This is a genomic window from Streptomyces sp. NPDC057616, assembly GCF_042800575.1.
Taxonomy (GTDB): Bacteria; Actinomycetota; Actinomycetes; order Streptomycetales; family Streptomycetaceae; genus Streptomyces.
On record NZ_JBHVGU010000008.1, the window covers coordinates 24386 to 38044 of the forward strand.

Annotated in this window: 13 protein-coding genes; 6 read left to right on the forward strand and 7 right to left on the reverse strand. The window is 73.5% G+C overall.

The genetic code is table 11. The features are described 5' to 3' along the window. Positions 1-5: 5 nt before the first annotated feature. From ACFU97_RS11705 to ACFU97_RS11725, 5 genes are read right to left on the reverse strand one after another with little or no spacing between them, the layout of a single operon-like run. A complete protein-coding gene (locus ACFU97_RS11705; protein ID WP_384254207.1) occupies positions 6-647 on the reverse strand; it encodes an SIMPL domain-containing protein in 642 nt (213 codons plus the stop codon). Next, on the reverse strand, positions 644-1708 hold the full coding sequence (locus ACFU97_RS11710; protein ID WP_384254703.1) for an NAD(P)H-dependent flavin oxidoreductase: 1065 nt from the start codon (positions 1706-1708) through the stop codon (positions 644-646). The genes ACFU97_RS11705 and ACFU97_RS11710 overlap by 4 nt, the downstream gene beginning before the upstream one ends. Beyond that, positions 1708-2448, reverse strand: coding sequence for a CoA-transferase subunit beta (locus ACFU97_RS11715; RefSeq protein WP_384254210.1), 741 nt, complete (start codon positions 2446-2448; stop codon positions 1708-1710). The genes ACFU97_RS11710 and ACFU97_RS11715 overlap by 1 nt, the downstream gene beginning before the upstream one ends. Further along, entirely contained in the window at positions 2445-3260 is an 816-nt protein-coding gene (locus ACFU97_RS11720) for a CoA transferase subunit A (RefSeq protein WP_384254212.1), read from the reverse strand. The genes ACFU97_RS11715 and ACFU97_RS11720 overlap by 4 nt, the downstream gene beginning before the upstream one ends. After that, on the reverse strand, positions 3257-4018 hold the full coding sequence (locus tag ACFU97_RS11725) for an enoyl-CoA hydratase family protein (RefSeq protein WP_384254214.1): 762 nt from the start codon (positions 4016-4018) through the stop codon (positions 3257-3259). The genes ACFU97_RS11720 and ACFU97_RS11725 overlap by 4 nt, the downstream gene beginning before the upstream one ends. A 54-nt stretch (positions 4019-4072) precedes the next feature. Here ACFU97_RS11725 and ACFU97_RS11730 point away from each other — a divergent pair, with 54 nt between their 5' ends. Continuing rightward, positions 4073-4813, forward strand: coding sequence for an SDR family oxidoreductase (locus ACFU97_RS11730; RefSeq protein ID WP_384254216.1), 741 nt, complete (start codon positions 4073-4075; stop codon positions 4811-4813). Position 4814: 1 nt separating this feature from the next. Further along, a complete protein-coding gene (locus ACFU97_RS11735) occupies positions 4815-5720 on the forward strand; it encodes an SDR family oxidoreductase (protein ID WP_384254219.1) in 906 nt (301 codons plus the stop codon). Between the two features lie 540 nt (positions 5721-6260). Here the strand turns inward: ACFU97_RS11735 and ACFU97_RS11740 are convergent. Continuing rightward, on the reverse strand, positions 6261-7157 hold the full coding sequence (locus ACFU97_RS11740; protein ID WP_384254221.1) for a hypothetical protein: 897 nt from the start codon (positions 7155-7157) through the stop codon (positions 6261-6263). Between the two features lie 36 nt (positions 7158-7193). Then, positions 7194-8969, reverse strand: coding sequence for a beta-galactosidase family protein (locus tag ACFU97_RS11745; protein ID WP_384254223.1), 1776 nt, complete (start codon positions 8967-8969; stop codon positions 7194-7196). Positions 8970-9057: 88 nt separating this feature from the next. Here ACFU97_RS11745 and ACFU97_RS11750 point away from each other — a divergent pair, with 88 nt between their 5' ends. From ACFU97_RS11750 to pepN, 4 genes are all read left to right on the forward strand, one after another. After that, on the forward strand, positions 9058-9954 hold the full coding sequence (locus tag ACFU97_RS11750) for a helix-turn-helix domain-containing protein (RefSeq protein ID WP_384254226.1): 897 nt from the start codon (positions 9058-9060) through the stop codon (positions 9952-9954). A 34-nt stretch (positions 9955-9988) separates the two neighbouring features. Continuing rightward, positions 9989-10339: a chorismate mutase gene (locus ACFU97_RS11755; protein WP_384254228.1), complete on the forward strand. Its 351-nt coding sequence runs from the start codon at positions 9989-9991 to the stop codon at positions 10337-10339. Between the two features lie 140 nt (positions 10340-10479). Beyond that, positions 10480-11031, forward strand: coding sequence for a two-component system response regulator (locus tag ACFU97_RS11760; protein ID WP_384254230.1), 552 nt, complete (start codon positions 10480-10482; stop codon positions 11029-11031). A gap of 76 nt (positions 11032-11107) precedes the next feature. After that, on the forward strand, positions 11108-13603 hold the full coding sequence (gene pepN, locus ACFU97_RS11765; RefSeq protein ID WP_384254233.1) for an aminopeptidase N: 2496 nt from the start codon (positions 11108-11110) through the stop codon (positions 13601-13603). The last annotated feature ends 56 nt before the right edge of the window (positions 13604-13659 follow it).

Genomic DNA, 13659 nt, shown 5'->3' on the forward strand with positions numbered 1-13659 from the left:
AGCGCTCAGCGGCCGAGGGCGAAGCCCAGCACCACGCCCGCCGACACCTCCACCATGCCCGGCGCCAGATCGCCCGACGAGCTGCCGCCCCCGCCGCCGTGACCGCGGTACTGGCGGAACTCGTACGACTCGGAGTCCACGTCCTGGATGTGCACGACCGGGCCGACCCGCACCCCGGCCGCCTCCGTGTACACCTCGGCCTTGCGCCGGGCGGCCGCCACCGCCTTGTGGCGCGCCTCGTCCCGCAGCGCCGGCTTGTCGTGCACGTCGAACTCGACGCTCTCGATCTGGTGCGCCCCGGCGTCGACGGCGTCCACGATCAGCTGCTGGAGGTCGTCGAGCGCCTCGCTCTCGATGACGTACGAGGCGCGGCAGCGGTAGCCGAGGAACTTCCGCTCGCCGCCGTAGCCGTCGTAGTCCGAGCTGAGCTTGAGCCGTGAGCCGGACACCGACGCGTCCGGTATCCCGTGCCCGCGCAGCACCTCGCGCAGCCGGGCAACGGCCGCGCCCGCCTGCTGGAACGCCGTGTCCGGCTGCGGCTCCAGCACGTCCACCGTCAACTTCACCCGGACGAGCTGCGGTTCGACCCGCACACTGCCCGCACCGAAGACACTGAGACCCCAGGGCTCTTTGATCGCTTCCGTCATGCACGCATTGAAGCACCGCCCGCCGGAAGCGCGCCGACTGTTTGAGCCGCCTGCGCCATCACCCGCTCCACCAGCTCGGCGCAGGACGGCAGATCGTCGATCACCCCGGCGACCTGCCCCGACGCCATCACTCCGAGGTCCGAACGGCCGTCCACCATCGCGGACTTGAGCAGCATCGGGGTGTTCGCGGCGAGCAGGACCTGACTCCAGGACAGCTCCTTGCCGTGCTTGAGGGCGAGCCCGTCGCGCACCATCCGCCGCCAGGTGAGCCCGGAGAGCTTGCGGAACCCGGCCGCCCGGCGCACCGCGCGCACCAGGGCCGCCGTACGGCCGGAATTCTCCAGCGAGTTCACCAGGTCCGTACGGAGCATCCGGTGCGGCAGGCCGTCCACCGCCGTCGTCACGGTGACGTCCTTGACGGTCGCCGCCAGATACCGGGCCTTGACCGCGTCCGGCACCGTCGAGTCCGAGGTGAGCAGGAACCGTGTGCCCATCGCGACGCCCGCCGCCCCGTACGCCAGCGCCGCGACCAGGCCCCGCCCGTCGAAGAAGCCGCCCGCCGCCACGACCGGTATCCGCACCGCGTCCACCACCTGCGGCAGCAGCACGGTCGTGGCGACCTCGCCGGTGTGCCCGCCGCCCTCGCCGCCCTGCACGATCACGGCGTCCGCGCCCCAGTCCGCGACCTTCTCGGCGTGCCGCCGGGCGCCGACCGAGGGGATGACGACCACGCCCGCCTCCTTCAGCTCCGCGATCAGCTCGGGGGAGGGCGCGAGCGCGAAGGACGCCACCCGTACGCCCTCCTCGATCATGATTCGCACCCGGTCGCCGGCGTCCGAGGCGTCGGCGCGCAGATTGACCCCGAAGGGCGCGTCCGTACGCGACCTGACCTCGCGGATCGCCGCCCGCAGCCGGTCGGTGGTCATGGTCGCGGACGCCAGGATGCCGAGGGCGCCCGCGTTCGCCGTCGCGGAGACCAGGCGGGGTCCCGCCACCCAGCCCATGCCCGTCTGGACGATCGGGTGCCGCACCCCGACCAGCCGGGTCAGCGCCGTCTCCATCACGAACCGACCTCCCTGGCCCGGGTGTTGCCCGGGTCGATCACCTCGCGGACGAGGCGCAGCTCCTCGGCGGTGGGTTCGCGGGTCGCCGGGACCTCGTCCGGGATCCGCAGGTCGAAGGAGGTCGCCTCCCTGACCTGCTCCACCGTGACACCGGGGTGCAGGGAGGCCAGCCGCATCGAGCGGTCCGGGGTGGCGAAGTCGAAGACGCCCAGGTCGGAGACGACCCGCGGGATGCGGTGGTAGCGCGCCCCGTCCGCGTGGTCGTAGCCGACACCGCACACCAGGTCGACCCGCTCGACGAAGACCCGTCGGGAGTGCTTCGGGACCCAGTAACTGGTCGGGTTGTTCAGCGTGTTGACCGGTGCGCCGCGCACCCCCAGCAGCTGCCGCTTCGGGCGCGACCAGTCGCCGATGCACGAGATGTTCTGGTTCCCGAACCGGTCGACCTGACTGGCGCCCATCATCACGTGCCGCCGGCCGCCGGTGACCAGGGCGAGGTGCCGGCGGTAGGGCAGCCAGCCCTCGGCCGTCCCGTCCGGGCGGACGAGCAGCGCCTCGCCGTCGGTCAGCAGCAGGTCCGGCGCGAAGGTGAGCCGGGCGAGGCGGGCGCCGACGGAGGGGATCAGGCCCATCGGGCTGGCCAGCACCTCGCCGTCGCCGCGCCAGGCCTCGGCGCAGGCGATCACGCAGTACTCGGCGCGGGTGGGCGGGAGCTGGGCGGCACGGGTGTCGGTCATGATCCGGCCTCCCCGGGCGCGGCGAGGTACCGCCCGGCGAACTCGGGCCAGGGCGTGGTGGCGTACTCCCGCTGTGCCGCCTCGTCCCGGCCGTAGTCGGGTGCGCAGGAGGTGAAGTGGGCGCCGTTCGGGGCCTCCACGACGCCGGTCACCGTGTGCCGCTGGACGAGCAGCGTCTGGGGCGCCGCCTCCTTCGTCAGCTCGGCCGTGTCCACGATCCGCTCGCAGCTGACGTACGCCGCGTCCGCCGCCTCGCAGAACAGGTCGTCGAAGTACGGGTCCGGGCCCAGATACTGCCCGTTGCCCAGCCGGTCGGCGCGGTTGACGTGCACCAGGGCCGCGTCCAGCCGCAGGGCGGGCATCGCCACGAACGTCTCCCCGTCCTCGTACGGCGAGGTGACCGTCCGCAGGCCGGGGTTGACCCGCATCACGTCCGAGCCGAGGCCGGCCCGCACCGGCAGGAACGGCAGCCGGTTGGCCGCCGCGTGCAGCCCCCACATGAACATCGCCTCGTCGAGCTCCGTCAGCTCGAAGGCGCCGGACTCCCGGGCCGCGCGATAGTGCGGTTCGAGCGGGATCGAGTCGAGGGTGACGAACGGGGCGACCAGTGTCCGGATCCGCCCGGCGGCCGCGAGCATGCCGACGTCGGGGCCGCCGTAGGAGACCACCGTGAGGTCCGTGACGCCGGAGCGCAGAAGGGCGCGGACCAGGGCCATGGGCTTGCGGCGCGACCCCCAGCCGCCGATGCCGAGGGTCATGCCGCTCGCCAGCCGGGAGACGGCCTGCTCGGCGGTCATCGTCTTGTCGCTCACAGCGCGTCCTCCTTGCCGAAGCCGTCCCGCACCCGGTCGGCCACCCCGAGGGTGCTCGCCTCGTAGGTGAAGCCCTGCTCGAAGCGGTAGCTGCGGCGTACGTCGACGGGGTCGATGCCGTTGATCGCCGCCTTGGCCAGCCGCACCAGCTCGCCGTCCTTGATGGCGATCTCCCGCGCCAACTCCAGTGCGGCCGCGTGCAGTTCCTTGCGCGGCACCACCCGCCACACCGAGCCGTGCCGGTGCAGCTCGGCCGCGCTCACGGTGGCGGAGGTGTAGTACAGCGCGCGCATCAGGTGCTGCGGGACCAGGCGGGCCAGGTGCGTGGCCGCGCCCAGGGCGCCGCGGTCCAGCTCGGGCAGGCCGAAGACGGCGTCCTCGCTCGCCACGATCACGTCGGCGTTCCCCACCAGCCCGATGCCGCCGCCCAGGCAGAAGCCCTGCACCGCCGCCACCACGGGCACCGCGCACTCGTACACCGCCGCGAACGCCTCGAAGCAGCCGCGGTTGGCGCCGATCAGCGCGCTGTGCCCCTTCGCCTGTATCTCCTTGATGTCCACGCCCGCGTTGAACCCCCGCCCCTCGGCCGTCAGCACCACGCACCGCACCCCGGGGTCGCGGCCCGCCGCGCGCACGGCGTCGGCCAGGGCGTACCAGCCGTCCACCGGCAGCGCGTTCACCGGGGGGAAGTCGACCGTCACGACGGCGATTCCGTCTTTTCCTGGCCCGTTTTCCGGGGACGAGGTGGAGACACTCATGGGCGCATCAGCTACCTTTCCACCAAACGTTTGTTAGGCGAAGGGTAGCCGCGCATGGGACTGAACGGGAAGGTCGTGGTCGTCACCGGCGGCACCCGCGGCGTCGGGGCGGGGATCGCGAGGGCCTTCGCCGAGGCCGGCGCGCACGTCGTGACCTGCGCCCGCAGACCGCCCCAGGAGCCGGTGGAGGGAACGGAGTTCTTCCCCGTCGAGCTGCGCGACGCGGACGCCGTGCACGCCTTCTTCGCCCGACTGCCGCGGGTCGACGTGCTGGTGAACAACGCGGGCGGCGCCCCTCACCGCCGGCTCGACCGGTCCGGGGCCGCGTGGCACGCCCGGGTCGTCGAGCTCAACCTCATCACCCCGCTGACGGCCTCGCTCGCCGCGTACGAGCAACTGCGCGGCGCCCGGGGCTCGGTGGTGATGGTCGGCAGCGTGAGCGGCACCCGCCCCTCGCCCGGCACGGCCGCGTACGGCGCGGCGAAGGCGGGCCTGGAGAACCTCGCCCGCTCGATGGCCGTGGAGTGGGCGCCGGAGGTCCGCGTCAACACCCTCGTCGTCGGCCTGGTCCGCACCGAGCTGTCCGCGCTCCACTACGGCGACGAGGACGGCATCGAGGCCGTCTCGCGCACGGTGCCGCTCGGCCGGATGGCCACGCCCTCCGACGTCGGCGCCGCCGCCGTGTTCCTCGCCTCGGACTGCGCCGCCTACATCAGCGGGGCGAGCCTGCTCGTGCACGGGGGCGGGGAGCGGCCTGCCTTCCTCGACGCGTCAACCGCCCACAAGGAGGGGTGAGATGAACGGAATCTGCGACGGACGGGTGGTCGTCGTCACCGGTGCCGGGCGCGGCCTCGGACGGGCGCACGCGCTCGCGTTCGCCGCCGAGGGGGCGCGGGTCGTGGTGAACGACCTGGGCGTGGGCCTGGACGGCGCGCCCGGCGCCGGCAGCCCGGCCGGGCAGGTCGTGGAGGAGATCCGCGCGGCGGGCGGCGAGGCGGTCGCCCACGGCGGCGACATCGCGACCACGGAGGGCGCGGCGTCCCTGATCGCGGCCGCACTCGAGGCGTACGGGCGCCTCGACACCCTCGTCAGCAACGCCGGCTTCCTGCGCGACCGGATGCTGGTCAACCTCGACGAGGACGACTGGGACGCGGTCCTGCGCGTGCATCTCAAGGGGCACTTCCTGCCGCTCAGGCACGCCGCCGCACACTGGCGCGCGGAGGCCAAGGCGGGCCGCACCCCGACGGCCCGGATCGTCAACACCAGCAGCGGAGCGGGGCTGCTGGGGTCGGTGGGGCAGGGGAACTACAGCGCCGCGAAGGCGGGCATCGTGGGGCTGACGCTGGTCGCGGCGGCCGAACTCGCCCGCTACGGCGTCCAGGTCAACGCGATCGCGCCCGCGGCCCGGACCCGGATGACCGAGCGCACCTTCGCCGGGACGATGGCGGCGCCGGCCACCGGCTTCGACGCGATGGCCCCCGCGAACGTCTCCCCGCTCGTCGTCTGGCTCGGCTCCGCCGCGAGCGCCGGCGTCACCGGCCGGGTCTTCGAGGCGGAGGGCGGCCGGATCACCGTCATGGAGGGCTGGCGCCCCGGCCCGAGCGCCGACAAGGGCGCCCGCCGGAGCCCGGCCGAGGCGGGGGAGACGGCCCTGAAACTGCTCGCCGAGGCGGAGGCGCCCGGGCCGGTGTACGGGGCCTGAGGCCGGCCCCGCGACGCCGATCGCGCCCCCGGGCACGTCGGCGCCGGGGCGTCGACCGCGGCCCCGTGACGCCCACCACGGCCCCGGGGCTTCCGCCTCGGTCCCGGAGGTCCACTGCGGCCCCGGGGCGTCGACCACGGTCCCGGGAGTCCGCCTCGGCGCCGGAGGTCCACTGCGGCCGCGGGGCGTCGGCCACGGTCCCGGGGCTTCCGCCTCGGTCCCGGAGGTCCACTGGGGCCCCGGGACGTCGACCAGGGCCCCGGGACGTCCGCCTTGGCGCCGGAAGTCCGCCGCGGTCCCGGGGCGTCGACCACGGTCCCGGACGTCCAATGCGGCCCCGGAGCTTCCGCCTCGGTCCCGGAGGTCCACTGCGGCCCCGGGGCGTCGACCACGGTCCCGGGACGTCCGCCTCGGCCCCGGAAGTCCACCACAGTCCCGGACACGGGAATCCACCACAGTCCCGGATGCCACCGCAGCCCCGGACCTCCATCGCGCCCCCGACGTCCACCACGGCTCCGGACGTTCACCGCGCCCCGCCCCCTACGTGTCGCACTCCAGCACCGTCCGGCACAACCCGCAGCGGGCGCGGACGCGCCCCCGTACGGGCACCCGGATCCGCTGGTGGCAGGTGGGGCAGGGGAACGACACCCGTAGCGGCCCGCGGCCGTCCGGGCTGAACGAGTACGGCACGCCGGGGTGCGACGCCGGGGCGTGCTGGTCCTGGGCGTGCCGGCGGTCGCGGGCGTAGCGCCGCCGCCCCGCCCAGCCGGCCGCCGTCAGCGGGGGCTGCTGCCCGTCGTGGCGGGCCTTGGCCATGCCGCGGTTGTAGGCCTCGTAGGCCTGCGGGCTGGTGAACCAGATCGACGGGTCCTCGTCGAAGACCAGCGCCCGTTTCGCCAGGACGTAGCCGAACTCCTCGGGGGTGAGGTAGCCGAGCTTCTGGGAGGACGCCGAGTCCTCGCGGTAGGCGTCCAGCAGCAGCCAGCCCGCGCCCAGGTAGGTCGTCGCCGTGTCGGTGAGGATCTCGTTGTCGCGGGTGCCGGGGAACGACAGGTCCAGCCGGTGCAGATAGACGTGCATGATCTCGTGCGCGAGCGCGGCGCCGATGTCCCGGCGGTGGGTGCGGAAGCGGTCGTTCAGCTCGACGAAGTACTCGGGGCCCGCGGCGAGTTCGATGTTCGCCGCGTGCTCCATCTCCCGGAAGCCGACGATCAGGCGGGCGTCCGGGAGGCGGTAGTGCCGGACGAGTTCGCGGGCCACCCGCTGGGCGCCCAGATAGAGGTCGTCCGTGTCGACGAAGGCCACGTCGGCGGGGGCGACGCTGCTGGAGAACGTCCGGATCGTGTCGTACGACAACCGCTTGTAGAGCGCGGTGATGGCGTCCCGCACCTTCGCCAGGTGTGGGAAGCCGTGCTCGACCGGTCCGCCGTTCGCCACGCCTGACCCCCAGGACGACCTGCACCCTGCTCCACTCTACGGGGAACCGGTCCCCGCAAGGGTGCGCAGGAGGACGCTCCCCGTCCCGGCCGGGTCCGAACCGTCCAGCTCCAGCAGCCACACCTCGTTCTCGCCCTCGCGCAGCACCGGACCGGGCACGAACAGCGAGCGCTGCGGGCCGACGGACCAGTAGCGGCCCAGGTTGAAACCGTTGACCCAGACGAACCCGCGGGTGCGGCCCGGCAGCTCGAGCCGTGCGTCACCGGCGCCGCGCACCGTGACGGTGCCCCGGTACAGCCCCGGGCCCTCGTCCTCGGGAAGCGGCCCGAAGGGGACGTCCGCGATGTCGTCGAGCGTGTCGAGGCGCAGGCCACGCGCGCGTACGTCGTGCAGGTACTGCCGCTCGTGCAGCAGGCCGCCGGTGATGCCCTTGGGCTCGCCGCTGCGCGGCCCGTAGTTGACCCGCCCCAGGGACTCCACCCACAGCTCCACGCGCGCGGGTCCCGCGACAGGCTCCTTGAGCTGCTCGTCGCCCTCGGTGAGCACACCCGTCCGCACCCCGTCGACATACACCACGGCCAGGTCCCGCAGACCGCGTGCGACCAGCGGATACGGCCGCCGCGGGCCGGGCACCCCCACCGTGTACCGCACCAGACCCCGGTCCACGTCCAGTTCCTCGAAGGTGGGCGGCACGGGCGCCGGCACCTCCGGGCCGCCGCGCGCCTCCAGCACGGCGTCCAGGGAGGCCCAGCCCGCGAGCCGCACCTCGGCCGGCGCGCCCAGCGGCGCGGGCGGGGGCGGCGGCTCGGGCAGCGGGCCCTCGGCGTACCCGGCGAGGACCTCGCGCATGCGCCAGAACTTCTCCGTCGGGCGTCCCGTCTCGTCGATCGGGGCGTCGTAGTCGTACGACGTCACGTCGGGCTCCAGGGGGCCCTCGTGCAGGTCGCCGCCGCCCCGGTTGGCGCCCGCCCAGCCGGCGAAGCTGGTGCCGCCGTGCGCCATGTACAGGTTGACCGAGGCCCCGCACTCCAGGATCTCCCGCAGTGCGTCCGCGGCGTCCCCCGCGTCACGGGCGGCGTGCTCTCCGCCCCAGCGGTCGAACCAGCCGCACCAGAACTCCATGCACATCAGCGGCCCCTCGGGGCGGTGCCGGCGCAGCGTCCCGAACGCCTCGCGCGCGTGGGAGCCGAAGTTCACCGTCGCGAGCACACCGGGGATCGAGCCGCCGGTCAGCATGTGGTCCTCCGGACCGTCGGAGGTGACCAGCGGGACCGTGACGCCCTGCTCCCGCAGCAGGCCGGCGAGGCCGCGCAGATACGCGGCGTCCGAGCCGTAGCTGCCGTACTCGTTCTCGACCTGCACCATGATCACGGGTCCGCCGCGGTCGATCTGCCGCGGCACGACCTCGTGCAGCAGATGCCGGAACCAGCCCCGCACGTACCCCAGGTACCTCTCGTCGCGGGTCCGCACGCGCGTGCCCAGCTTGCCCGTCAGCCAGTGCGGCAGACCGCCGTTCTCCCACTCGGCGCAGATGTACGGACCCGGGCGCACGATCGCCCACAGCCCGGCCTCCCGGGCCGCGTCCAGGAAGCGGCCGAGCGCCTGCACGTCCCGGTAGCGGCCCGGCCGCGGCTCGTGCAGGTTCCACGGGACGTACGTCTCCACGCAGTTGAGACCCATCGCCCGCAGCATCCGCAGCCGGTGCTCCCAGTGCGCCTCGTGCACCCGGAAGTAGTGCAGTGCGCCGGACAGCAGCCGTACCGGCCGGCCGTCCAGCAGGAAATCAACGTCCCCCACCCCGAACTCGCTCATGGCTCCCACCCTGACCCCCTGGCGGCGGCCCCGTCCATGGACAAAGATCACCGTTACTTGGACCGAAACACGCGCACAGGGAGCGCGGATGTACCACACCTGGATGCGGTTCTTCACGCCCGGACCGGCCCACCACCGGACGGGTCTCGTCTGCCTCGGCGTCGGCCTGCAGTACGGCGCGCTGCCCACCGTCGGCCCCCGCACCCTCGACCACCACGTCGCCGTCGTCGTCAGCGCGGGCGGCGGCTGGTTCCTCGCCCCGGACGGCCGCCGTACGCCCGTCACCGCGCCCGCGCTGCTGTGGCTCACCCCCGGGGTGCCGCACCACTACGGGGCCGGGCCCGACGGCGGCTGGGACGAGGGCTTCGTCGTCTTCACCGGGCCCGCCGTCGCCCCGTACACGGAACTCGGCTACATCGAGCCGGACCGCCCCGTGGTGCCGCTCTCGGACGCGACCGACGCGCGTGCCGTGATCGGCCGCATCGCGCGGGCCGCCCGCCAGGGCAACCCGCTGCTGGAGGTCGAGACCGGCGCAGCCGTCCACGAGCTCCTCGTCGCCCTGCACCGCGCCCGGGCCGACCTCGCGCCCGACGGCGACCCCGTCCTCAAGGCCCTCGCCCGCGACGCCTGCCTGCCGATGTCGGTCGCCGAGCACGCCGCCCGGCACGGCATGAGCCCGGCCGAACTGCGCACCGCCGTCCGCCGCGGTGCCGGCTGCAGCCCCAAGGACTTCCTGCTCGGCATACGGCTCGGCCGCGCCAAGGAGCTCCTCGCCGCCACCGAACTGCCCGTCGCCGCCGTCGCCCGCCGCGTCGGCTACGACGATCCGGCCTATTTCTCCCGCCTGTTCACCCGCCGCGTCGGCATGCCCCCGGTGCGCTTCCGCGCCCAGCAGTACCGCGCCGTGCCCGGCGGCTGGAGCGACCGCGTGCCGGACCCCGACGATCCGCCGAGGCTCGGCCCCTCGCCCGGCCCGCGGGGATGATCGCACCCCGGCCCGCCCCGTAGGGTGGACGCCCATGACCACCAGCAACACCGGTACCCAGGACGTCGACCCCGCCGTCCGCGCGGAACTCGCCCGGCTGCGCGACAGCATCGACAACATCGACGCGGCCGTCATCCACATGCTCGCCGAGCGCTTCAAGGCCACCCAGCAGGTCGGCCACCTCAAGGCCGCGCACCGGCTGCCGCCGGCCGACCCGGCCCGCGAGGCGCGCCAGATCGCCCGCCTGCGCACCCTCGCGGAGAGCGCCAAGCTGGACCCGGCCTTCGCTGAGAAGTTCCTGAATTTCATCGTGGCGGAAGTGATCCGCCACCACGAGCGCATCGCCGAGGACACCGTGAACGGCTCCGCACAGACGGCCAATTGACCTCGGCAGATGCCACAGGGGGCGTGACAGCACGGCCGGCAGGAGGCATGCTGCGCTGTGCACTCCTTGTCAGCTGACGAGCACGCCACGTCAGCATTCCGGTCATAAGCTGGTTGTCCACGCGGGAGGGACGTCGGGCCATGCCGGATGCCAAGATCCTCATCGTCGACGACCACGAGGACACCCTGTACGCCCTGGAGAGCGCCCTGGCCCCGCTGGGCTACGAGCTGGGGCGGGCCACGAACGGCGACGACGCCCTCAAGCAGGTGCTCCGCGGGCAGGTCGGCCTCCTGCTGCTCGACGTCCGCATGCCCGGCGTCAGCGGCCTGGACGTGGTCCGCTACATGCGCCGGGTCGAGCAGACCCAGCACATACCGGTCATCCTGCTCACCGGCTTCGGCGTCGACCACCTCCTGACCTCCGCGGCCTTCGGGCTCGGCGTCGCCGACCTCGTCATGAAACCGATCGACCCCTGGGCGCTGCGCACCAAGGTCCGCTACCTCTACGACGCCCACCGCCGCTTCCTCGACCTGGAGCAGGAGGTCCGCGACCTGCGCGCCCTGGTCAAGGGCCACACCGAGGAGGACGGCCCCGCGCCCCGCGCGCCCGCCCTGCCCCACCCGGACTCCCGTCTCGCCGTCCGGCGCGCCGGACGGGCGCACAACGGGGAGCTCGAAGAGGAGCGGACGTAGCACGCGGGGGAGCGGGCGCGGTTCGCGTACCGATTCCCCCTGTGCCTTGTCAGCGGCATCAGGCAGCATTGCCTGCATGTCCGTACTGACGCGCAACGAAGCGCAGACCCGTGCCACGCTCCTCGACGTCCACCGCTACACGATCGACCTCGATCTGACCACCGGCGACGAGACCTTCGACTCCCGTACCGTCATCCGGTTCAGCGCGCACGCGGACGCCGACACCTTCGTGGAGATCAAGCCCGCCGAACTGCGCTCGGCCACGCTCGACGGACAGCCCATCGACCCCGGGACGCTGCACGAGAACCGCCTGCCTCTGAAGGGCCTCACCGCCGGCGAGCACGAGCTGCGCATCGACGCGAGCATGCGCTACTCCCGCACCGGCGAGGGCATGCACCGCTTCACCGACCCCACCGACGGCGAGACCTACGTCTACACGCAGCTGTTCATGGAGGACGTGCAGCGCGTCTTCGCCGCCTTCGACCAGCCCGACCTCAAGTCCGTCTTCGAGCTGACGGTCACGGCCCCGGACGGCTGGAGCGTCCTCGCCAACGGCGTCACCGAACACCTCGGCGAGGGCCGCTGGCAGGCCGCCGCCACCCCGCTGATCTCGACCTACCTCGTCGCCGTCGCCGCCGGCCCCTGGCACTCCGTGCGCACCGAGCACCGCGGCCTGCCCTTCGGCATCCACTGCCGCCGCTCGCTCGCCCCCCACCTGGACGCGGACGCCGACGAGATCTTCGAGATCACCCAGCAGTGCTACGACCGCTACCACGAGAAGTTCCAGGAGCCGTACCCCTTCGACTCCTACGACCAGGCGTTCGTCCCGGAGTTCAACGCCGGAGCCATGGAGAACCCGGGCCTGGTCACCTTCCGCGACGAGTTCGTCTACCGCTCCGCGGTCACCGACACCGAGCGGCAGACCCGCGCCATGGTCATCGCCCACGAGATGGCCCACATGTGGTTCGGCGACCTCGTCACCCTCCGGTGGTGGGACGACATCTGGCTGAACGAGTCCTTCGCCGAATACATGGGCTACCACACCCTCACCGAGGCGACCCGCTTCACCGACACCTGGACCGACTTCGGTGTCGCCCGCAAGGCCTGGGGCTACGACGCCGACCAGCGCCCGTCCACCCACCCGGTGGCCCCGGAGAACGTCGACGACACGGCCTCCGCCCTCCTCAACTTCGACGGCATCTCCTACGCCAAGGGCGCCTCCGCGCTGCGTCAGCTCGTGGCCTGGCTCGGCGAGAAGGACTTCCTCGCCGGCATCAACACCCACTTCGCACGCCACAGGTTCGCCAACGCCACGCTCGCCGACTTCATCGACTCCCTCGCCTCCGCCACGGACCGCGACGTGCACGCCTGGGCCGACGCGTGGCTGCGCACCACCGGGGTCGACCTGCTCAGCCCCGAGGTGACCCGCGTCGACTCGGGCACGTACACGCTCCAGGTAGACCGCGCCGGCAGCCGCCCGCACCGCATCGCCGTCGGGCTCTACGACCAGGACGTCTCCGACGAGGGCGGGCAGCTCGTCCTGCGCGAGCGCGTCGGCCTCGACATCCCGCAGTCCGAGCCGCACGCGCTCGGCAAGCGCCCCGCCCTGCTCCTGCTGAACGACGGCGACCTCACCTACGCCAAGATCCGCTTCGACGCGGAGTCCTTCGAGGCGGTCCGCACCAGCCTGTCGGGCCTGCCCGACCCGCTCACGCGCGCGGTCGTGTGGAACGCCCTGCGCGACGCCGTCCGCGACGGCCAACTCCCGCCCGCCGCCTACCTGGAGGCGGCCCGCACGCACCTCCCGCACGAGACGGACCTCGCCCTCGTGCAGGGCGTCCTGGCCTTCGCCACCGCCCAGGTGGCCGACCGCTACGTCACCCCCGAGGAGCGTCCGGCGGCCCTGAGCACGCTCTCCTCCCTGTGCCGCGACCTCATCCGCCGCACCGAGGACGGCGACAACCCCGGCCTGCGCCTGATCGCCGTACGCCACTTCATCGGCGTGGCCGCCCAGCCCGACACCATCGCCGCCTGGCTCGCCGAGGGCACCGTCCCCGGCGGTCCCGAGCTCGACCCCGACCTGCGCTGGCGCGTCCTCGCCCGCCTCGCCGTCCTCGGCGCCACCGACGAGGCCGCCATCGCCGCCGAGCTGGACCGCGACCCCTCCGCCACCGGCCAGGAGGGCGCCGCCCGCTGCCGCGCCTCGCTGCCCGACGACCAGGCCAAGGCACGCGCCTGGGAGGCGATGTTCGGCGGCGACGAGCGCACCGACCTCTCCAACTACCTCTTCATCGCCACCGCCCAGGGCTTCTGGCAGCCCGAACAGGCCGACCTCGTCCGGGAGTACGTCGCCCGCTACTACGAGGACGCGGTGGCCGTTGCCGCCCGCCGGGGTCCCGCCATCGCCGACGCCGCCGGCCGCTGGGCCTTCCCGCTGCACGCCGTCGATCAGGAGACCCTCGACCTGGGCCACTCCTGCCTGGCGGACGCGAAGCCGATCCCGTCGCTGCGGAGGAAGCTCATCGACCAACTGGACGACCTGGCACGGGCGTTGCGGGTGAGGGAGAGGTGACCCGGCCCGTCCGGCGCCTGCGGCGCCCACCGCGAACCCCGCACTGAGGCGCCGCA